A 19,369-nucleotide genomic window follows, 5' to 3' on the forward strand; every position below is an offset into this window, starting at 1 on the left:
GCCTCGTGCCAAGCTGCAATCGGAGGTTCCATGTCCCTGACCCGTCAGCGCATCACGCTTGTCACCTTGGGGGTCGCCGACATGGACCGCGCCCGGCGGTTCTATGAAGGCTGGGGATGGGTGCCGCACGCCGGTTCCCAGCCGGGCGTCACCTTCTACCAGATGAACGGCGCGGTTCTGGCCCTGTTCGGGCTGGCCGATCTGGCCGCCGACCAGGGGCGGCCCGGTGTGGCCCTTGGCACGGGGGCTGTCACGCTGGCACAGAATTGCCCGGATGATGCGGAAACCGAAGCGGTCTTCCGGGCGGCGGTGGACGCGGGCGCGACGGTCCTGAAACGGCCCGAAAAGGTCTTCTGGGGCGGTTATTCCGGCTATTTTGCCGATCCCGACGGACATGTCTGGGAAATCGCGACCAATCCCTTCTGGCCCCTGTCCGCCGACGGGTCGCTGACCCTGCCCGGCGCCTGATGGAGTGGCAGGCCGAAGGTACCGTCCTGGCCCGCCGGACCCACGGCGAGACGGCGGTGATCCTGGACGTCTTGACCGACCTGCACGGCCGCCATTCCGGGCTGGTGCCCGGCGGCGTGTCGCAAAAGCGCGCGGCGATGCTGCAACCCGGCACGCGGCTGGATCTGCGATGGCGGGCGCGGCGCGACGACCAGCTTGGCACCTTTGCCGTCGAACCCGTGCGCCTGCGGTCGGGGCTGATGGCCGATCCTCTGGCGCTTGCCGGGCTGAACGCGGTCTGTTCGCTGCTGGTCTTCGCACTGCCCGAACGCGACCCGCACCCGGCCCTGGTCAGCGACACGGAACGCCTGCTGGACCGGATGGAAACGGGTGCCGACTGGGGCGCCGACTACCTGCACTGGGAAATCCGCCTGCTGGAGGAGATGGGCTTCGGTCTTGACCTGTCGGCCTGCGCGGTGACAGGCGCGCGCGACGGGCTGGCCTATGTCAGCCCTCGGTCCGGGCGCGCGGTCAGCCGGGAAGGGGCGGGGGAATGGGCAGACCGCCTGCTGCCCCTGCCGGGGATGCTGGGCGGGGCGGGCGACAATCGCGGCGAGGGTCTGGCAGAAGGGCTGGCGATCACCGGCCATTTCCTGACCACGCGCATTGCCGGTGAACTGGTGGGCCGGCCCGTTCCGGCGGCCCGCCAGCGTCTTGTGGACCGGCTGGCGCGGGGCCAGCAGAAACCCGGTTACTGACCCGCGCGGGCCTGGTCCAGGGCGGTCACCTGCGCTTGCGCCTCGGTCACGCCGCGTTCGAAGATCAGCCAGGTCTGGGGCGACTTCACCTTCAGGACGCCGCCGTAATATTCCATCTCGGTCGCGGATTGCAGGACCTGGAAGAAACGGTTCTCGATGGTGGTGTTCTTGCCGCAGGGAACGCCGGTGGTCTGCAGGGGCGACAGGGCCACCAGCGGCAGTTCGGCGTTGTTGACCGCGCCATAGCCGTTGCAGGGGCCGCGGCCGGACACGCTTTTCTCGGCGATGGTCAGCGTCATGTTGCGCAGCGGCACGGTCGCGCCATCCATGCCGACCAGGGCATAGCTGCCGCCCGGAATGAAGCCGCGGTCGTTGGCAGGATCCACGGGCGGCGTGGTGGGTTCGCAGGCGGCAAGGGCGAAGGCTGCGGCGGTCAGGGCGCCGAATGTGCCAAATCGGGCAGGGCGGGACATGATCAAGGCTCCTGTGGGCGATCGTCGAAGGGGAATGCGGCAAAACCGCTTTGGTTGCAGCACCCTAGACGAAACGCGATCAGCCTAACAGCCGCCGGGCGATCACTTGGGCCTGAATTTCCGCCGCGCCTTCAAAAATATTGAGGATGCGTGCATCGCACAACACCCGGCTGATCTGGTATTCCAGGGCAAAGCCGTTGCCGCCGTGGATCTGCAGCGCGTTGTCGGCACTGGCCCAGGCCACGCGGGCGCCCAGCAGCTTGGCCATCCCGGCTTCCAGGTCGCAGCGATGGCCGTGGTCCTTTTCCCAGGCGCTGAAATAGGTCAGCTGCCGCGCGATCATGATCTCCACCGCCATCATCGCCAGCTTGTCGGCCACGCGCGGAAAGGCGATCAGCGGCTTGCCGAACTGCTTGCGGTCAAGCGCGTATTGCAGGCCCAGTTCCAGGGCGTTCTGCGCCACGCCGATGGCGCGGGCGGCGGTCTGGATGCGGGCGGACTCAAACGTCTGCATCAGCTGCTTGAAGCCCTGGCCGGTGACGCCGCCCAGCAGGTTTTCCGCGCTGACGGTGAAGCCGTCGAAGCCCAGCTCGTATTCCTTCATGCCGCGATAGCCCAGGACCTCGATTTCCCCGCCGGTCATGCCGGGGGTGGGGAAGGGGTCGGCGTCCGTGCCCGGCGTCTTTTCGGCCAGGAACATCGACAGTCCGCGATAGTCGGTCGTGTCGGGATCGGTCCGGGCCAGCAGCGTCATCACATGGGTGCGCGCGGCATGGGTGATCCAGGTCTTGTTGCCGGTGATCGTCCAGGTGTCGCCGTCCTTGACCGCCCGCGTGCGTAGGCTGCCCAAGTCGCTGCCGGTGTTGGGTTCGGTAAAGACCGCCGTGGGCAGGATTTCCCCCGATGCCAGACGCGGCAGCCAGTGGGCCTTCTGCGCGTCGGTCCCGCCGCCGATGATCAGTTCGGCCGCAATCTCGCTGCGCGTGCCCAGGGACCCCACGCCGATATAGCCGCGCGACAACTCCTCGCTGACCACGACCATCGCGGCCTTCGACATGCCGAGGCCGCCGAACTCCTCGGGGATGGTCAGGCCGAAGACGCCAAGCTCGGCCAGTTCCGCGATGATCTCCATCGGGATCAGCTCGTCCTTCAGGTGCCAGTCATGGGCGTGGGGGACGACCTTGTCATCGGCCCAGCGTCGGAACTGGTCGCGGATCATCTCCAGATCCTCGTCCAGGCCCGAGGCACCGAAGGTCGCGCTGCCCTTGTTCTCGGCGATCAGGGCGGCCAGCCGGGCGCGGGCCTCGGGCGTGTTGCCGGCCATCAGGGCGCGGGCCGCATCCGAGGGCTGCCAGTCGATGCCCAGATCCGACAGGCGCGCAAACTCTGTCTGGCTCATCGGGATGCCGCCCGCGATCTGGGTCAGGTACTCGCCAAAGCCGATGCGGGTGATCAGGCCCTCGATCTCGCCGCCGACCCGCGCGGACCATGCCGCAAGCTGGCGCAGCGATTCCACATAGGTCGCCAGCCAGGACAACGCGTGGGCCATGTGCTGGTGCTGTTCAAGCGCCTCGGCATCGATCTTGCCCGCGGGCGAGACTGCGGCGCGCACGCTTTCCGTGGCGCGCGATTGCAGGTCGGCAAGCTCGGACAGGACGGTGTCGAACTGGTGCGGCATGTCTTTCATGGATTCGGACCCCGTTGCGGCATTGCAGCATGGGTAGCGCCTTCGCATCCGCAGCGCAACAATAATGCGCAGCGTGGTTTCAGGTTGAACGAATGTGACCCGCACGATGCGGGTGAATGCGGCATTTTCATTCCCTGCAAGGGCGGCTAGCTTGCCCGGCATGTTTGGACTGGATCCCTGGCAATTCTGGACGATCTTCGCCGTCACGGGCTTCGCGGGCTTCGTGAAGGGCGCGATCGGTTTTGCCATGCCGCTGATCATGGCCTCGGCCTTCACATCCCTGTTGCCGCCGCAGGTGGCGCTTGCCGCGCTGATCCTGCCGGTGCTGACCACCAACGTCCATCAGGCCCTGCGCCAGGGACCGGCCGCCGCATTGCAATCCACTCGCAACTTCCGCTGGCATATCGGCATGGTGCTGGTCTTCCTGATGCTGTCGGCCGGGATGGCGCGGCAGATCCCGCAGGGGCTGATGTATGCGCTGCTGGGCCTGCCGATCCTGGGCTTCGCGCTGTGGCAACTGGCGGGCAGGCCCATGACCCTGCCCATCCACCACCGCCGCCGGGCCGAGATCGCGACCGGCATCGTCGGCGGGCTTTACGGCGGCGTGTCCGGCATCTGGGGGCCGCCGCTGGTCGTGCTGCTGCTGTCGCTGGGCGTGGACAAGCGCGAACAGGTCCGCGTGCAGGGCGTGGTCTTCCTGCTGGGCGCGGTCGGGCTGACCGTGGCCCACCTGGTCTCGGGCATCCTGAACGCGCAGACGATCCCGCTGTCCGCGGTCCTGTGCATTCCGGCCTTCGGCGGGATGCTGGCGGGCTTTGCCTTGCAGGACCGCATGGATGTCGCACAATTCCGCCGCTGGACGCTGATCCTGCTGGTCATCACCGGCCTGAACCTTGTCCGCCGCGCCTTCTCAGACTGGATTTGACATGATCGATGCCGCCGACCTGACCGCCCGCCTGATCCGCTGCCCCTCTGTCACGCCGGAAGAAGGCGGCGCCCTGGTGCTGCTGGGCGACCTTCTGGCCGATGCCGGGTTCGAGGTCCACCGCGTCGACCGCAACGGCACGCCGAACCTCTTCGCCCGCTGGGGCCGCAAGGGGGCGCGCGCCCTGGGCTTCAACGGCCATACCGACGTGGTCCCGCCCGGCGACCTGGGGTCCTGGACCCACCCCCCCTTCAGCGGCCATGTCGAGGACGGGATCATCTGGGGGCGCGGCGCCACCGACATGAAGTCGGGCGTCGCGGCCTTTGTCGCCGCCGCCATCGACTTCGTGCGCGAGACGCCCCCCGACGGCGCGGTGATCCTGACCATCACCGGCGACGAGGAGGGTACCTCGCGCGACGGCACCATCGCCCTTCTGGACTGGATGGAGGAGAATGGCGAGCGGATGGAGGCCTGCATCGTGGGCGAACCGTCCAACCCCGAGTTCATGGGCGAGATGATGAAGATCGGGCGTCGCGGATCGGCGACCTACACCATCACCGCCAAGGGGGTGCAGGGTCACGCCGCCTATCCGCACCGCGCGAAGAACCCGCTGCACGCGCTGACGGCCTATCTGAACGACCTGATCGCCGCGCCGCTGGACGGGGGAACGGATCATTTCGACCCCACCGGCCTGCAGATCACCAGCATCGACTGCGGCAACCCGGCCTCCAACGTGATCCCGGAAACGGCGCGGGCGGTGGTCAACATCCGCTTCAACGACCTGCATACCGGCGCCAGCCTGGAAGCCGAACTGAAGTCCCGCGCCGCCCGCGTGACCGAAGCCACGGGCGTCAGCCTGACCATCGACAGCTATGTCAGCGGAGAGGCCTTCCTGACCCAGCCCGGTCCCTTTGTCGATCTGGTGCAAAGCGTCGTCACGCAGGAAACGAACCGCCAGCCGGTCCTGTCCACCAGCGGCGGCACCTCGGACGCGCGCTTTGTCAAGAACCACTGCCCGGTGGTCGAATTCGGCCTTGTCGGCGCCTATATGCATCAGGTGGACGAACGCGTGCCCGTGGCGCAGGTCCAGCAGTTGAAGACCATCTATCAGCGGATCCTGGAAAAATATTTCGAATGAAGATCGAACAGACCACAGACCTTGCCGCCTGCCTTGCCCTGCGCCGCACCGTGTTCATCGAGGAGCAGCGCGTCCCCGAGGATCGCGAGATCGACGGGCTGGACGACAGCGCCCTCCACCTGCTGGCGACCAAGGACGGCCAGCCCATCGGCAGCGCCCGCATCCTGCTGGACGGCGACACGGGCAAGATCGGCCGCGTCTGCGTGCTGCCGCAGGCGCGCGGCACGGGCCTGGGCGCGGCGCTGATCCGGGCCGCGCTTGACGTGCTGCGGGTCCAGCCGGGCATCACGCGCGCCAAGCTGGGGGCGCAGACCCATGCGCTTGGCTTTTATGAAAAGCTGGGCTTCACCGCTTATGGTCCGGTTTACGACGATGCCGGAATCCCGCATCGTGACATGACCCGCGACCTTTGAAGGACCGAAACATGGCCCAGCTTCCCAGCAAGGAACAGATCATGGAATGGGTCGCGGAACATCCCGACGCCAATTCCAAGCGCGACATCGCCAAGGCCTTCGGCATCAAGGGCGCCGAACGGATCGAACTGAAGCGCCTGCTGAAGGAACTGGAAGGCGAGGGCCATCTGGAACGCCGCCGCCGTCATTACCTTGACGCGGAACGCCTGCCGCCGGTGACGGTGCTGGAACTTCTGCCGCCGGACGGGTCGGGCGACCTGTTCGCGCGGCCGATGGAATGGCACGGCGACGGCCCGATGCCGCGCATCCTTTACGCCCCGCGCGACAGCGACCCCGCGCTTGGCCGCGGCGACCGCTTCTTGGGCCGCCTGGTCGAAGTGCAGGGCGAGGATTACCAGTATCAGGCCCGTCTGATCCGCCGCATCACGGCCGCGCCCCACCGCATCACCGGCATCTTCCGCAAGGAGGCCGAGGGCGGCCGGATCATCCCCATCGACAAGGGCCAGGACAAGGAATGGCGCGTCCGCCATGACGCCACGCAGGGCGCGCAGAACGGCGAACTGGTTCAGGCCGAGCAGGTCGGACCCAAGGGCCGGCTGGGCCTGCCCAGTGCGCGGATCATCGAACGGCTGGGCGATCCTTCCGCCCCCCGCGCGGTCAGCCTGATCGCCATCCACCAGCACGGCATCCCCGACGATTTCCCCGACGCCGTGATCGCCGAGGCCGAGGGCGCCAAGCCCGCCACCATGAAGGGGCGCGAGGATCTGCGCGACCTGCCCCTGGTGACCATCGACCCCTCGGACGCGCGCGACCATGACGACGCGGTCGCCGCCCATATCGAGGATGACGGCGGCGCCACCATCTGGGTCGCCATCGCCGATGTCGCCCATTACGTCACCCCCGGCAGCGCCATTGACCGCGAGGCATGGCTGCGCGGCAATTCCACCTATTTCCCCGACCGCGTCGTGCCGATGCTGCCCGAGGCGCTGTCGGCCGACCTGTGTTCGCTGCACGAAGGCGTGGACCGGCCGGTCATCGCGGTGCGGATGCGGCTGGACGCGCAGGGCAACAAGATCAGCCACAATTTCCATCGCGGCATGATGAACAGCCGCGCCAGCCTTGCCTATGAACAGGCGCAGGCGGCAGCCGACGGCAACCCGGATGCGCAGACCGAGCCGCTGATGGACAACGTGATCCGCCCGCTGTGGCACGCCTACGGGCTGCTCAAGGATGCCCGCGCCCGTCGCCAGCCGCTGGATCTGGACCTTCCGGAACGCCGGATCGAACTGACCCCGGACGGCCGCGTCAAGTCGGTCAACTTCCGCGAACGCTTCGATGCCCACCGCCTGATCGAGGAGTTCATGGTCTTGGCCAATGTCGCCGCGGCCGAGGAACTGACCCGCCGCCAGCGCCCGCTTCTGTTCCGCGTCCACGAGGAACCGAGCCTCGCCAAGATCGACGCGCTGCGCGAGGTCGCCCAGGCTTCGGGCTTTACGCTGGCCAAGGGGCAGGTGCTCCATACCAGCCACCTGAACCGCCTGCTGGCCCAGTCAGAAGGCACCGATTTCGACGAGCTGATCAACATCAGCACGCTGCGGTCCATGACGCAGGCCTATTACCACCCGGAAAACTTCGGCCATTTCGGGCTTGCGCTGAAAAGCTATGCCCATTTCACCTCGCCCATCCGGCGCTATTCCGACCTGGTGGTGCACCGGGCGCTGATTTCCGCCCACGGCTGGGGCAAGGACGGCCTCAGCCCCCAGGACATGGACCGCCTGTCTGAAACCGCCACCCATATCAGCGAAACCGAACGCCGCAGCATGGCCGCCGAACGCGACACGACCGACCGCTATCTGGCCGCCTTCCTGTCCGAACGCGTGGGATCCGAGATGACCGGCCGGATCAGCGGCGTCCAGAAATTCGGCGCCTTCGTCAAGCTGGACGAGACCGGGGCCGACGGGCTTCTGCCGATCCGCGCCATCGGGAACGAATATTTCCACTTCGATCCTGACGCGCAGATGCTGATCGGCAGCGATACGGGGCTGGAAATCGGGCTGGGTCAGCGGGTCACCGTGCGCCTGGCCGAGGCAGTCCCGATGACCGGAGGCTTGACGCTGGACCTGCTGGAGTTGGAGGGCCAGCCCCTGCCGCGAAGCCCGCAGAAGGGCAAGGGCAGGCGCGGACCGCGTCCCATGTCCACCAAGTCCCGGCTTTCGGAAATCAAGCGCGCGACCAAGCGCCGCCGCAAGCGCTAGGCCGCCTCTTCATCTTGGCGACAATATCCCGGGGGGCGTGGGGGGCTGGCCCCCCACGCCGTCAGCTTTCCCGGAAGGCCCTGTTGAAGTAGTCCGCCAGGGGCTTCATCAGGTAATCCATCGGGCTGCGCTCTCCGGTCTGGATGAAGACCTCGACCGGCATCCCCGGGACCAGGGCCAGATCGCCCAGCTTTTCAAGCTGATCGGCCGGGATCGTGACCTCGGCACGGTAATAAGGCATCTGCGTCGCCTCGTCGGTCAGGGCATCGGCCGAGACGCGGCCCAGAACCCCGTCGATTTCCGGCGTCGTGCGCGACGAAAAGGCCGAGAACCGCAGCACCACCGGCTGGCCCACCTGAACCTCGTCCACGTTGATCGTGGCCAGGCGCGCGCTGACGACCAGCGGGCGGTCCTGCGGGATCACGTAAAGCACGGGGTCGGCAGGGCGGATCACCGAACGGGGCGTGGTCACCTGGAGGTTGTAGATGACGCCTGCGGCGGGCGCGCGAATGTCCAGGCGGTCGATCTGTTCGGTCAGGCCGCGCCGGCGTTCGGCCAGTTCCAGTTCCCGGTAACCCAGGTCGCGCAGTTCCGTTTCCGCTTCCTCGCGGCGTTCGGCCCCCAGGCGCAGCCGCTGGATGTCCAATTCGGTCTGGCGCGTCTCGGCGGCCGCGCGGCTGGCCTTCAACTCGCCCAGCCGGCCGTCGAGGCTTGCCGCCTCGCGCTCAAGCGCCAGCACGCGCGAGGCTTGGGCCAGGCCGCGATCCAGCAGCGATTGCTGGTCCTCCAGTTCCTCGCCGATCAGTTCGCGCTGCCGGTCGAGCGCGACGATCTGCGCGTCGATGCCGTCGACCTGCTGGCGAACCTGCTCGGACTGCTTTTCAAGCTGCTCGATCGACTGGCGCAACGTGTCGCGGCGGGTCTCGAACAGGCTGCGCTGTCCTTCGACCAGATCCTGCAGTTCGGCGTTGCCCGAGGCCGCGTCCAGCAACTGCTGTGGGACTTCCATGGTCTCGGCATCGGCGCGTTCGGCTTCCAGCCGGCCGCGGCGGGCGAGGATCTCGAAATACTGGCCTTCGACGATGGCATGTTCGGTGCGCAAAAGGCTGCCGTCCAGGCGCATCAGGGTTTGTCCCGCCTCGACCGACTGGCCGTCCTTGACCAGGATTTCCTCGACCACGCCGCCGTCGGGATGCTGCACGACCTGGCGCTGCTGTTCGACCTCGACCTGGCCCGAGGCGACGACCGCGCCGGCAATGCGGCTCTGGATTGCCCAAACCGCGAAGCCGCCCAGCAGCAGGGCAATGGCGGCCAGCCCCGCGATCATCGCGCCGCGCACGGACCAGCGGGACGGGTCCGGCGGCGCGATCGGCCGGGGCGGGGCGGGGGGCTGCGGCGGCTCGACCGGCGGGGCCGGCTGCGCGGGGGCCGCGGCGGGGCGCGGTTGAGGTCCGGGAAGCGGTGCGTCAACCGGCGGCGCGATGCGGCTGGACAGGATGCCGGTCTGTATCGCGCCGGGACGCGGGGCGGGGGTCTGGCCGCTTTCGGGCTTCTTCTGGTCGTCGCTCATGATACGCCCCCCGTGCGACCGGCTTCCTGGGACTTGAGAATCTGTGCCGAGTTCTGCACCATTTCCTGCAACACCTTGTCGCGCGGCCCGAAGGCACGGCGCATCCCTTGTTCCATGACCAGCAGCAGGTCGCATTCGTTGATCGCCGCCGGCCGGTGGGCCATGATGATGACGCAGCCGTTCTGCGCCTTGATCCGGCGGATCGCCGCGTTCAGCGCCATCGACCCCTCGTTGTCGAGGTTCGAGTTGGGCTCGTCCAGCACCAGCATGACCGGGTCCGGATACAGCGCCCGCGCCAGGCCGACCCGCTGGATCTGGCCGCCCGACAGCCGGCCCGTCGCCTGGCTGATCCGCGTGTCATAGCCCTGCGGCAGATCCAGGATCATCTGGTGCGCCGCAGCCGCCTGGGCGGCGCGAACCACGCGGGCCGGGTCCATATCGGGCGACAGGCGCGCGATGTTTTCGGCAATGGTGCCGTCGAACAGCGTGACCTGCTGCGGCAGATAGCCGATCATGTTGCCCAGCACGTCGGGGTCATATTGGTCCAGCGTCGCGCCGCCCAGCCGGATCGAGCCCGCGCCGACCGGCCATGCGCCGATCAGCGCCTTGGCCAGGGTCGATTTGCCGGCACCCGACGGGCCGATCACGCCAAGCGCCTGCCCCGGCGCCACGGCGAAGGTCACGCCGCGCACGGTCGCCACGTTCTGCCCCGGAGGCGCGACCGACAACTGGCGCACCTCGATCACGGCCTCGGGGCGGGGCAGGGGCGTCTGCGGCACCTGGGCGGGCTGGCGCGACAGCAGGCGGGCCAGCCGTTCCCAGGCATCCTGCGCGGCCTGCACCATCGGCCAGCCGCCGACCAGTTGCTCCACCGGCGCAAGCGCGCGGCCCATCATGATCGAGCTTGCGATCATCGCGCCGGGCGTCACCGCCTGCTGCAGCACAAGCCATGCGCCTGCGGCCAGCATCGCGCTTTGCAGGAACAGCCGGAAGCTTTTCGAAAAGACCGTGAAGCCGGACTGAAGGTCTGCACCGCGGACCGATTGCTCTTGCGCCTCGGCCCTGGCCTTGCGCCAGCGGGCATAGGTCGCGCCGCGCATCCCCAGGGCGCCGATGACCTCGCCCTCGTCCCGGTACAGATCCGCCATGCGCTGGGCCTGGGCCGAAGCGACATTGGATTGCTGCAGCGGCGTCTTCGTCAGGGTCCGGTTGGCAAGCGTGGACACGACAAGGATCGCGCCGCCGATGGTCGCCACCACGCCCAGCAGCGGGTGGAAGATATAGACGGCCGCCAGGAACAGGGGCGCCCAGGGCAGGTCGAAGACCGCCAGAAGCACCGGCGATCCGATCAGCCGCTGGACCGTGTCCAGGTCGCGCATTCCGCTGGCCGCCGCCGCAGATTCGTCGCCCGAGATCGCACCCTCGCGCAGGGCGGCGGTGAACACCCGCCCTTCCAGCTTGTCCTGGAAACGCGCGGCCAGCCGCTGCATCACGCGCGCCCGGATGAAGTCCACGAACCCCATCAGCAGGAACAGGAACACCACCAGCACGAACAGCGCCGTCAGCGTCTCGACCGACCGGGATGCCAGGACGCGGTCATAGACCTGCAGCATGAACAGCGGACCGGTCAGCATCAGCAGGTTCACGACCGCCGAAAACAGCGCCACCGCGCCCAGCAGCGGCAGGCCCGCGGCGCGGGCCTTGCGCAGTTCCTTGGCGCCTTCCTGGAAAGCGGGCGACTTGCTCATTCAACCATCCTTCATTCATCAACCGGCGGTGCCGGCCTTGCCGCAGGGCCTGCACGCCAGTATGCGAAGATACTGCCTACGGTCATGCCCCTTGTCATATTCCGAAAAGGTTAGGAGATCCTTTGCCTCGCTTGTCCCTTTTCGCTTCGCTGGCCCTTGGCCTGATTCTGGCCGGCTGCGCGTCGGAACCTGTGATGCAGGACGGCATCCGCGTCAACGACCCCTATGAAGCGCAGAACCGCCGCGTCCATGCCTTCAACAAGGGTCTGGACCGCACGGTGATCGCGCCGGTCTCGAACCTGGTGTCGTCGGGCGAGAAGGCCCCGGGCCAGACGGGCGCGATGGATCTGGTCATCAACGCAGGCTCCAACCTGTCGCTGCCTGGCAAGGTCGTCAACAGCGTCCTGCAGGGCCGACCCGAACCCGCGATCAAGAACTTTTTCCGCTTTGCGGTCAACACGACGCTGGGAATGGGCGGCCTGTTGGATCCGGCCGGCAAGGACTTCGGCCTGCCCGAGCAGGACACCGATTTCGGAGAAACGCTGGCCGTCTGGGGCGTGCCCGAGGGCGCCTATCTGGAACTGCCCGTCCTTGGTCCCTCGACCCAGCGGGACGCCGTGGGCAAGGTCGTCGATCTGGCGATCGACCCGCTTTATCATCTGCTGCACCGCGACGGCGCATGGGCGGCTTTTGGCCTACGGGTCGCGTCAAAAGCTGGTGAGCGGGCGCGTTTCGGGGACACCGTGGATAGTGTTCTGCAAGGCAGTGCGGATAGCTATGCCCAGGTGCGGCTGATCTATCTGATGCACCGCCGCCACGAATTGAACCAGGGAGGGGCCGAGATTGACCCATATGCCGATACCGCCGCGCAGGATGCCATCGACCCTTATGCCGAATGACCGGCGCGGCGTCCTGGCGCTGATCGGCGGCGCGGCCGCCTTTTCGCTGGCACCGATACGCGGCTGGTCGTTGGACGCGAACCAGGCCCGTGCGCTGATCGACACGGCCCTGGGCGAGGTTTACAGGGTCATCAACTCGGGCCAGCAGCCGGCGCAGATGTATCGGGATTTCGAAGCGATCTTCGCCCGCTATGCCGATGTGGACGTGATCGCCCGTTCGGCCCTTGGTCCCGCCGCCCGGCAGGCCGATCCGCGCGCCCTTGCCGCCTATACCCAAGCCTTCCAGGGTTATATCGGCCGCAAGTACGGCAAGCGCTTCCGCGAGTTCGTCGGCTCGAAGATCGAGGTGATGGGCGCGCGCCCGCTGAAAAGCTTCTATGCCGTGACCTCGGTCGCCTATCTGAACGGACGCGCCCCCATGGAGGTCGAGTGGCACGTGTCGAACAAGTCCGGCCGCGACAAGTTCTTCAACATCATCATCGAGGGCGTGAACATGCTGGCCAGCGAACGCGCCGAGATCGCCGCCATGCTGACGGCGCGCCGCGGCGATCTGGCGGCGCTGACCGCGGATTTGCAGGCGTCGGGTTAACGTCGCCTCGCAGATTGCGCCACAAGAAAGCCCGGCGAAAGCCGGGCTTTTGCTTGTGGTGATGGGGGGATCAGTTCCCCCCCAGTATCCCGTTCAGCGCCCGGCTCAGCGCATCATCCGAACTGGCGGTGCTGCTGTCGCCGGGCGTCTGGGGCGCGGTGACCTGCGTCGGCACCCCCGGGGCGGGGTTGGCCGAGTTGACGGCCCCCGCAAGCGCGGCCGCCAGCGGATCGTCCGCCGAACCCGAGGTCACGACCTTGGGCGCGCCGTCGTTCGACAACAGGATCCCGCTTCCGTCGGGCGAGACGGTGGACAGCGGCAGTTCCGGCAGGCCTTCGTGGATGTCGGTCATCACGGCCTGCCAGATCTCGGCGGGCAAGCCGCCGCCGGTCACGCCCTTCAGGGGCGTGTTGTCGTCATAGCCCATCCAGACGCCGACCACGTATTGTTCGGAAAAGCCCACGAACCAGGCGTCGCGATAGCTGCTGGTTGTGCCGGTCTTGCCCGCGACGGGGCGCGAGCCCATCTTCGCGCGTCCGCCGGTCCCGCTTTCGATCACCTGTTGCATCATGTAGATCAACTGGCCCGCGGCCCGCTGGCTGATGACGCGGGCGCCCATGCCGCCAGACTGGCCCATCAGGGGCTGGTCGTCGCCCGCGATGCGCAGTTCGACCAGGCCATAGGGGGCCACCGCCGTGCCGCCGTTGCGGATGCCCGCATAGGCGCCGGTCAGTTCCATCAGCGTCGCCTCTGACGCGCCCAGGCCCAGCGACGGGCTGGTGGTGAGGTTGCTGACGATGCCGAAGTCGTGGGCGATGCGGCGCACCGCGTCGCGGCCAACGGCTTCCTGAAGGCGGATCGTGGCGGTGTTCAGCGACTGCTTCAGCGCCGTCGTCAGCGTCACGTTGCCATAGAAGCGGCGGGTATAGTTCTGGGGCGACCAGGGGCGGCCGCCGGGAATGCGGATGGTCAGGGGTCCGTCCTCGACCCGGTCGCCGGGACCATAGCCCGCTTCCAGCGCGGCGGCATAGACGAAGGGCTTGAAGCTGGACCCGGTCTGGCGCTTGGCCTGGACCGCGCGGTTGAAAGCGCCGTTCACCACGCTGTCGCGCCCGCCGATGATGGCCCGGACCGCGCCGTCGGCCGACATCACCACCACGGCGGCCTCGGCCTTGGAATTGTCGCTGACCTTCTCGTCGAAGATGCGCTTCAGCGCCCGTTCCGCCGCCGTCTGGATGCGCGGGTCGAAGGTCGTGCGGATCGTCACGTCCTCGGTCGTCTCGCTGGTCAGGAAGCCGGGGCCGGATTCCATCACCCAGTCGGCGAAGTATCCGCCGGCGCGCGCCTCGGCCGCCTGGGACAGTTGCGCGGGATTGGCGCGGGCCTGCTCGGCCTCGGCGGGGGTCAGGTAGCCTTCCTCGGTCATCAGGCCCAGGACCACGCTGGCCCGGTTCTGGGCACGCTGCAGGTTCGCGGTCGGCGCGAAATAGCTGGGCGCCTGCAGAAGGCCCGCCAGCATCGCGGCCTCGGACGCATTCACGTCTGAGGCGGGCTTGTTGAAGTAACGCTGGCTCGCGGCCTCGAAGCCGCGCGCGCCGCCGCCCATGTAGGACCGGTTCATGTAGATGTTGAGGATGTCGTCCTTGGAATACTTGGCTTCCAGGGCAAAGGCGTAAGGCACTTCCTTGATCTTGCGCCACAGCGAGGTGACGCGGCAGTCCTGTTCGAACTCGGCCTCGTTCTTCCAGCGGATCGGGTCGAAGCTGTCGCCCAGGCACAGCAGTTTCGCGACCTGCTGGGTGATGGTGGATCCGCCGTGGCCTTCCAGCGCGCCGCGGCCTTCGGACAGGTTGATCTTGATGGCGCTGGCGATGCCGATCGGATCGACGCCCAGGTGCCAGTTGAAGCGGCGGTCCTCGGTCGCCATCACGGCTTCCTTCAGGACCGGTGCGATGCGGTCGCTGGTCACCGCGCCATAGGTTTCGCCCCGCCAGGCGAAGACCTTGCCGTCCTGGTCCAGCATGGTGACCGAGCCACGCGCGCGGGCATCAAACAGGGCCTCGGGTTCGGGCAGCGTCGCGTAGAAATAGGCGGTCGCGCCGCCCACGATCAGGATCATGACCATCGCCAGCCGCCACATCGATCCCCAGAGGATGCGCCAGATCAGGCCGACAGTCCCCGCGATGGTGCGGACCACGACATTGCCGCGCCGGGCAGGAGCCTTGTGGCGGCGGACCGGCGCCTTCTGTTCCGTGGCGGAGGCGCGCTTGTCGGCAACAGGGCTGCGGCCCGTGCGCTTCGGGGTGCCGGTCGGTCGTTTCATGCGTAGATGCCTGCGTTTCTGCCCAGGGCCGTTCGCCGGCCAAATTGGTCCGCACCCTACACGAAGAATCAGCACAGGGGAATTGCCCGCACCAATCCGTGATTTGCGCATGAAAAAGGCCCGGCGGGACGCGCCGGGCCTTTCCTGCAGGGTATGTGATGTCAGTTGTAGGCGTTTTCGCCATGGGTGGTGATGTCGAGCCCCTGACGTTCGTCGGTATCGGTCACACGCAGCCCGATCAGCGCCTTGACGATGTGGATCGCCACAAAGGACACAACGCCCGACCAGACGATCGCGATCACCACGCCCAGCGTCTGGTTCCAGACCTGCGCGCCCATCGAGAAATCGGCCACCGCGTTGGCGCCGTAATCGAAGACGCCCGTCCCGCCCAGCGATGGCGCGGCGAAGACGCCGGTCAGGATCGCGCCGATGATGCCGCCGATGCCGTGGATGCCGAACACGTCCAGGCTGTCGTCGATGCCCATGCGCGGCTTCATGCTGATGACGAACCACATGCACAGCAGGCCCGCGATCAGGCCGATGGCGATGGCACCCATGGGGCCAACGAAGCCCGCGGCCGGGGTGATGCCCACAAGGCCCGCGATGGCGCCGGAAATCCCGCCCAAAAGGCTGGGATGGCCGCGGAAGGCCCATTCGCCGAAGGACCATGCCAGCACGCCCGCGGCGGTGGCGACGGCGGTGTTGATCATCGCCAGCGCGGTCAGGCCGTTGGCTTCCAGGTTGGAGCCTGCGTTGAAGCCGAACCAGCCGATCCACAGAAGGCAGCCGCCGATCAGGGTGAAGGACAGGTTGTGGGGGGCCAGCAACTCCTTGCGGTAACCCAGGCGGGGACCAGCGACCATCGCGGCGACCAGGCCCGCAACGCCCGCGTTGATGTGGATGACGGTGCCGCCGGCGAAGTCCAGGGCGCCATGGCCGAACAGCAGCCCCGAAGGCGCGTCATAGGCACTGGGACCGCCCCACCACCAGACCATGTGGGCCATCGGCAGATACGAGAAGACGAACCAGATCACGATGAACATCAGGATCGCGCTGAACTTCAACCGTTCCGCCGTCGCGCCGACGATCAGGGCGGATGCGATGCAGGCGAAGGCCATCTGGAAGATCACGAAGGACAGTTCGGGGATGACCACGCCTGCCGTGAAGCCCTCGACCACGGAATCGGTGCCGACGCCGGACAGGAACATCTTGGACAGCCCGCCGATATAGGGGGTGAAGAAGGTCACGTCCTCGGCCGTGCCCGCGCCGGTGAAGGCCAGCGAGTATCCGAAGGCCACCCACAGGATCGCCATCAGGCTGAAGACCGTCAGCACCTGCATCAGCACCGACAGCATGTTCTTGGCCCGCACGAGCCCGCCATAGAACAGCGCCAGCCCCGGCAGCGTCATCATCATCACCAGGATCGCCGAAACCAGCATCCAGGTCGTGTCACCCTTGTCCGGCACCGGAACGGCAGCCTCGACCGCGACCGCGGCATCCTGTGCGAATGAAGGCGCCGCAATCAGCATCGCGGCACCGGCAATAAAGGGAGCAGCCCTTGTCATCATCAAATCCCCTTCCATGCGGCACCGGACGCGCCGCCGACGCCCTTTCATGCGGCGCAGGTCAGGGGCTTGCACAGGCTTCGGGCAATGCCGGAACGGGGCCAGACAGGGAATGCCCGCCCAATGGGCGGAACGGACGAGGGTCGCCCGTTTTGCAGGCAGTGCCGGTTTTCGGGATGCCCGCTGGGCTTGCATGACAGGGACCAACCCGCCTGCAGGGCGAGCGGTGTCACGGGAAAGGTGACTGGCTGACGGTCAGGCGACGCGGCTGACGACGAAATCCGCAAGATCGGACAGCATGTCGCGGATCGGGTGGGGGGGCAGCTTTGTCAGCGCGGCCTTGGCGGTGGCCGACCACCGCAGCGCATCGGCGCGGGCGGCCTCCATCGCGCCGTGTCGGGCCAGCAGGGCAAGCGCATGTTCCAGGTCGCCGTCCCCTTGGTCGCCCTTCTCGATGGTGCGCGACCAGAAGGCGCGTTCTTCCGCATCTGCCTTGGCGACCGCCTTGATGACCGGCAGGGTCAGCTTGCGTTCGCGGAAATCGTCGCCGACATTCTTGCCGATGGTTTCGGTCGCCCCGCCGTAATCCAGCAGGTCATCGACAATCTGGAAGGCGATGCCCAGGGCGTCGCCATAATCGAACAGCGCCTGCACCTGTTCCGCCGGGGCGCCCGAGATCACGCCGCCCACCTCGGTCGCGGCGGAAAACAGCGCGGCGGTCTTGCCTCGCACCACCTTCAGATAGATGCTTTCGTCCGTGCGCAGATCCTGGGCGGCGGTCAGTTGCAGCACCTCGCCCTCGGCAATGGTGGCGGCGGCATTCGACAGGATCTCCAGCGTGCGCAGGTTGCCGGGTTCGACCATCAGTTGGAAGCTGCGCGCGAACAGGTAATCGCCGACCAGCACGCTGGACTTGTTGTCCCACAAAAGGTTCGCTGTCGGACGACCGCGCCGCTGGCGGCTTTCGTCCACGACATCGTCATGCAGAAGGGTTGCGGTATGGATGAACTCGACCGTTGCGGCCAGGTGGATATGGAACGGCCCGCCATAGCCCATGATGCGTGCGGCGGCCAGGGTCAGCATGGGCCGCAGCCGCTTGCCGCCAGCCTCGATCAGGTGGGCGGTCACTTCGGGGATGCGGGGGGCGTTCTCGCTGGACATGCGGCCGCGGATCAGGACGTTGACCGCCTCCATCTCGGCGCCAAGCGCCTCGGACAGCCGATCCAGCGGTTTCTGGACGTTTTCCTGCACACCCATGGCCTTACCCCTTTGCCGCGCCCGTCCCTTGCCATGCCCTCGACATTTGCGCAACCGCCGCCTAGCGTTTCCGCCATGAAAGAACTGTTCCGCAGCAACGATCCCGTCCGCATGTCCCGCGCCCTCGGCCTGCTGGAGGACGAGGGAATCCGGGCTTTTCAGATGGATCAGCACATGAGCGTGCTGGAAGGTTCGTTGGGCATCCTGCCGCAGCGGCTGATGGTCGCGGACCGCGACGAATTCATGGCCCGCGCGATCCTGCGCGATGCCGGCCTGGATGAGTGATCTAACAAGCGACGGCTTCCTGGGCGGCCGGCTGCGCATCGCCCAGCCCCGGGGCGGCTTTCGGTCGGGCGCCGATGCGGTGATGCTTGCGGCGGCCTGTCCGGCGCAGGCGGGGCAGGCGGTGCTGGAACTGGGCTGCGGGGCGGGGGTCGCCGGCCTGTGCCTGGGCTGGCGGGTGCCGGGTCTGCATCTGGTGGGGCTGGAGCAGCAGGCCGCCTATGCCGATCTGGCGACGCGCAACGCGGCGGCGAATGGGATCGCCATGCAGGTGGTCACAGGCGACCTAGCCCGCCCGCCTGCCCAGCTTCGTTCGCAGATCTTCGACCATGTGATCGCCAACCCGCCCTATTTCCTGGGCGGAACGCCCGCGCCCGATGGCGGCCGTGCCATTGCCCGGCGCGAGGAAACGCCGCTGTCCGTCTGGATCGACAGCGCGCTGCGCCGGTTGCGGCCCCGCGGCATGGTGACGCTGATCCAGCGGGCCGACCGGCTGGACGCGATGCTGGCCTCGCTGTCTGGTCGCGCCGGGTCGGTGGCGATCCTGCCCGTCGCGGGCCGCGCCGGACGCGAGGCGGGGCGGGTGATCGTCCAGGCGACAAAAGGCGCGCGAGGCCCGCTGCGCCTTCTGGCGCCCTTTGTCATGCACCGCGCACCGGCCCATCCGGGCGACCGCGAGGATCTGACAGAGGCAGCGTCCGCCGTGCTGCGCGAGGGTTCGCCACTGACAGATTTGTTTGCAAAAGTCTCGTGACAGAATCGGAGGCCTATGCTGCAATCCCCCTGTTCGACTCAACCTATACAGGAGGACGCGATGTCGGTTGCTTCCCACGTCGAGGAACTGCGCAAGAAACACCAGGTGCTTTCCGAGGCCGTTGAACGAGAACAAAGAAGCCCTGGATCCAGCGACATGCAGATCAAGGCCATGAAGCGCGAGAAACTTCGTCTCAAGGAAGAGATTTCCCGACTGACCCACTGACCTGTTGAACGGTGACAGATTTGAAGCGGCCCGCGCGATCAGCGCGGGCCGTATTCGTTTT

At 67.4% G+C, this 19,369-nt stretch carries 18 protein-coding genes; 11 read left to right on the forward strand and 7 right to left on the reverse strand.

Going from position 1 to position 19,369, the window contains the following annotated elements:
- Nucleotides 1-36: 36 nt before the first annotated feature.
- Nucleotides 37-468, forward strand: coding sequence for a VOC family protein (locus tag FIU66_RS02410; protein ID WP_167623356.1), 432 nt, complete (start codon nucleotides 37-39; stop codon nucleotides 466-468).
- Entirely contained in the window at nucleotides 468-1,205 is a 738-nt protein-coding gene (recO, locus tag FIU66_RS02415; protein ID WP_167621226.1) for a DNA repair protein RecO, read from the forward strand. Before FIU66_RS02410 ends, recO begins: the two co-directional genes overlap by 1 nt.
- Here recO and FIU66_RS02420 read toward each other — a convergent pair.
- Nucleotides 1,199-1,678 (reverse strand): META domain-containing protein, encoded by a 480-nt coding sequence (locus tag FIU66_RS02420; protein WP_167621227.1) that lies wholly within the window; start codon nucleotides 1,676-1,678, stop codon nucleotides 1,199-1,201. The genes recO and FIU66_RS02420 overlap by 7 nt on opposite strands.
- A gap of 79 nt (nucleotides 1,679-1,757) precedes the next feature.
- Entirely contained in the window at nucleotides 1,758-3,356 is a 1,599-nt protein-coding gene (locus tag FIU66_RS02425; RefSeq protein ID WP_167623357.1) for an acyl-CoA dehydrogenase family protein, read from the reverse strand.
- Nucleotides 3,357-3,525: 169 nt separating this feature from the next.
- Between FIU66_RS02425 and FIU66_RS02430 the strand changes: the two genes are divergently transcribed.
- Genes FIU66_RS02430 through rnr form a run of 4 tightly spaced genes read left to right on the forward strand, consistent with a single transcriptional unit; the run spans nucleotide 3,526 to nucleotide 8,096 of the window.
- Nucleotides 3,526-4,290 (forward strand): sulfite exporter TauE/SafE family protein, encoded by a 765-nt coding sequence (locus FIU66_RS02430; RefSeq protein WP_167621228.1) that lies wholly within the window; start codon nucleotides 3,526-3,528, stop codon nucleotides 4,288-4,290.
- Between the two features lies 1 nt (nucleotide 4,291).
- Nucleotides 4,292-5,428 carry a succinyl-diaminopimelate desuccinylase gene (gene dapE, locus FIU66_RS02435; protein ID WP_167621229.1) on the forward strand — a complete coding sequence of 379 codons (1,137 nt, stop codon included), beginning with the start codon at nucleotides 4,292-4,294 and terminating at the stop codon, nucleotides 5,426-5,428.
- Nucleotides 5,425-5,841 carry a GNAT family N-acetyltransferase gene (locus FIU66_RS02440; RefSeq protein WP_167621230.1) on the forward strand — a complete coding sequence of 139 codons (417 nt, stop codon included), beginning with the start codon at nucleotides 5,425-5,427 and terminating at the stop codon, nucleotides 5,839-5,841. The genes dapE and FIU66_RS02440 overlap by 4 nt, the downstream gene beginning before the upstream one ends.
- An 11-nt stretch (nucleotides 5,842-5,852) precedes the next feature.
- The gene (gene rnr, locus FIU66_RS02445; RefSeq protein ID WP_167621231.1) at nucleotides 5,853-8,096 is read left to right on the forward strand and encodes a ribonuclease R; all 2,244 of its coding nucleotides are present in this window, start codon (nucleotides 5,853-5,855) and stop codon (nucleotides 8,094-8,096) included.
- Between the two features lie 61 nt (nucleotides 8,097-8,157).
- Here rnr and FIU66_RS02450 read toward each other — a convergent pair whose 3' ends face one another.
- Together FIU66_RS02450 and FIU66_RS02455 are read right to left on the reverse strand one after the other, a co-directional pair.
- Nucleotides 8,158-9,423 carry an HlyD family type I secretion periplasmic adaptor subunit gene (locus FIU66_RS02450; protein WP_370528955.1) on the reverse strand — a complete coding sequence of 422 codons (1,266 nt, stop codon included), beginning with the start codon at nucleotides 9,421-9,423 and terminating at the stop codon, nucleotides 8,158-8,160.
- 239 nt (nucleotides 9,424-9,662) lie between these two features.
- Entirely contained in the window at nucleotides 9,663-11,414 is a 1,752-nt protein-coding gene (locus FIU66_RS02455; protein WP_167621232.1) for a type I secretion system permease/ATPase, read from the reverse strand.
- Between the two features lie 131 nt (nucleotides 11,415-11,545).
- Here FIU66_RS02455 and FIU66_RS02460 point away from each other — a divergent pair, with 131 nt between their 5' ends.
- Together FIU66_RS02460 and FIU66_RS02465 are read left to right on the forward strand one after the other, a co-directional pair.
- Nucleotides 11,546-12,313, forward strand: coding sequence for a VacJ family lipoprotein (locus FIU66_RS02460; protein WP_235986154.1), 768 nt, complete (start codon nucleotides 11,546-11,548; stop codon nucleotides 12,311-12,313).
- Complete coding sequence (locus FIU66_RS02465) at nucleotides 12,288-12,902, forward strand: phospholipid-binding protein MlaC (protein ID WP_240544720.1); 615 nt, start codon at nucleotides 12,288-12,290, stop codon at nucleotides 12,900-12,902. The genes FIU66_RS02460 and FIU66_RS02465 overlap by 26 nt, the downstream gene beginning before the upstream one ends.
- Nucleotides 12,903-12,972: 70 nt before the next feature.
- Here FIU66_RS02465 and FIU66_RS02470 read toward each other — a convergent pair whose 3' ends face one another.
- From FIU66_RS02470 to FIU66_RS02480, 3 genes are all read right to left on the reverse strand, one after another.
- Nucleotides 12,973-15,225, reverse strand: coding sequence for a transglycosylase domain-containing protein (locus tag FIU66_RS02470; protein ID WP_167621233.1), 2,253 nt, complete (start codon nucleotides 15,223-15,225; stop codon nucleotides 12,973-12,975).
- 161 nt (nucleotides 15,226-15,386) lie between these two features.
- Nucleotides 15,387-16,754 carry an ammonium transporter gene (locus tag FIU66_RS02475; RefSeq protein WP_210254093.1) on the reverse strand — a complete coding sequence of 456 codons (1,368 nt, stop codon included), beginning with the start codon at nucleotides 16,752-16,754 and terminating at the stop codon, nucleotides 15,387-15,389.
- 291 nt (nucleotides 16,755-17,045) lie between these two features.
- Nucleotides 17,046-18,047: a polyprenyl synthetase family protein gene (locus FIU66_RS02480; protein WP_167621235.1), complete on the reverse strand. Its 1,002-nt coding sequence runs from the start codon at nucleotides 18,045-18,047 to the stop codon at nucleotides 17,046-17,048.
- 75 nt (nucleotides 18,048-18,122) lie between these two features.
- Here FIU66_RS02480 and FIU66_RS02485 point away from each other — a divergent pair, with 75 nt between their 5' ends.
- From FIU66_RS02485 to FIU66_RS02495, 3 genes are read left to right on the forward strand one after another with little or no spacing between them, the layout of a single operon-like run.
- On the forward strand, nucleotides 18,123-18,332 hold the full coding sequence (locus FIU66_RS02485; RefSeq protein ID WP_167621236.1) for a DUF2007 domain-containing protein: 210 nt from the start codon (nucleotides 18,123-18,125) through the stop codon (nucleotides 18,330-18,332).
- The gene (locus tag FIU66_RS02490) at nucleotides 18,325-19,083 is read left to right on the forward strand and encodes a tRNA1(Val) (adenine(37)-N6)-methyltransferase (protein WP_167621237.1); all 759 of its coding nucleotides are present in this window, start codon (nucleotides 18,325-18,327) and stop codon (nucleotides 19,081-19,083) included. Before FIU66_RS02485 ends, FIU66_RS02490 begins: the two co-directional genes overlap by 8 nt.
- 60 nt (nucleotides 19,084-19,143) lie before the next feature.
- A complete protein-coding gene (locus FIU66_RS02495; RefSeq protein ID WP_167621238.1) occupies nucleotides 19,144-19,308 on the forward strand; it encodes a YdcH family protein in 165 nt (54 codons plus the stop codon).
- Nucleotides 19,309-19,369 lie beyond the last annotated feature (61 nt).

This window comes from Paracoccus sp. AK26, from assembly GCF_011801365.1.
In the GTDB taxonomy this organism is placed as follows: Bacteria; Pseudomonadota; Alphaproteobacteria; order Rhodobacterales; family Rhodobacteraceae; genus Paracoccus; species Paracoccus aerius.

Bases quoted from the DNA above. Each gene is read 5' to 3' on its own strand.
- recO (WP_167621226.1), top strand. From the start codon at position 468: ATGGAGTGGCAGGCCGAAGGTACCGTCCTGGCCCGCCGGACCCACGGC.
- FIU66_RS02420 (WP_167621227.1), bottom strand. From the start codon at position 1,678: ATGTCCCGCCCTGCCCGATTTGGCACATTCGGCGCCCTGACCGCCGCA.
- FIU66_RS02425 (WP_167623357.1), bottom strand. From the start codon at position 3,356: ATGCCGCACCAGTTCGACACCGTCCTGTCCGAGCTTGCCGACCTGCAA.
- FIU66_RS02430 (WP_167621228.1), top strand. From the start codon at position 3,526: ATGTTTGGACTGGATCCCTGGCAATTCTGGACGATCTTCGCCGTCACG.
- dapE (WP_167621229.1), top strand. From the start codon at position 4,292: ATGATCGATGCCGCCGACCTGACCGCCCGCCTGATCCGCTGCCCCTCT.
- FIU66_RS02440 (WP_167621230.1), top strand. From the start codon at position 5,425: ATGAAGATCGAACAGACCACAGACCTTGCCGCCTGCCTTGCCCTGCGC.
- rnr (WP_167621231.1), top strand. From the start codon at position 5,853: ATGGCCCAGCTTCCCAGCAAGGAACAGATCATGGAATGGGTCGCGGAA.
- FIU66_RS02450 (WP_370528955.1), bottom strand. From the start codon at position 9,423: ATGATCGCGGGGCTGGCCGCCATTGCCCTGCTGCTGGGCGGCTTCGCG.
- FIU66_RS02455 (WP_167621232.1), bottom strand. From the start codon at position 11,414: ATGAGCAAGTCGCCCGCTTTCCAGGAAGGCGCCAAGGAACTGCGCAAG.
- FIU66_RS02465 (WP_240544720.1), top strand. From the start codon at position 12,288: ATGCCATCGACCCTTATGCCGAATGACCGGCGCGGCGTCCTGGCGCTG.
- FIU66_RS02470 (WP_167621233.1), bottom strand. From the start codon at position 15,225: ATGAAACGACCGACCGGCACCCCGAAGCGCACGGGCCGCAGCCCTGTT.
- FIU66_RS02475 (WP_210254093.1), bottom strand. From the start codon at position 16,754: ATGCTGATTGCGGCGCCTTCATTCGCACAGGATGCCGCGGTCGCGGTC.
- FIU66_RS02480 (WP_167621235.1), bottom strand. From the start codon at position 18,047: ATGGGTGTGCAGGAAAACGTCCAGAAACCGCTGGATCGGCTGTCCGAG.
- FIU66_RS02485 (WP_167621236.1), top strand. From the start codon at position 18,123: ATGAAAGAACTGTTCCGCAGCAACGATCCCGTCCGCATGTCCCGCGCC.
- FIU66_RS02490 (WP_167621237.1), top strand. From the start codon at position 18,325: ATGAGTGATCTAACAAGCGACGGCTTCCTGGGCGGCCGGCTGCGCATC.
- FIU66_RS02495 (WP_167621238.1), top strand. From the start codon at position 19,144: ATGTCGGTTGCTTCCCACGTCGAGGAACTGCGCAAGAAACACCAGGTG.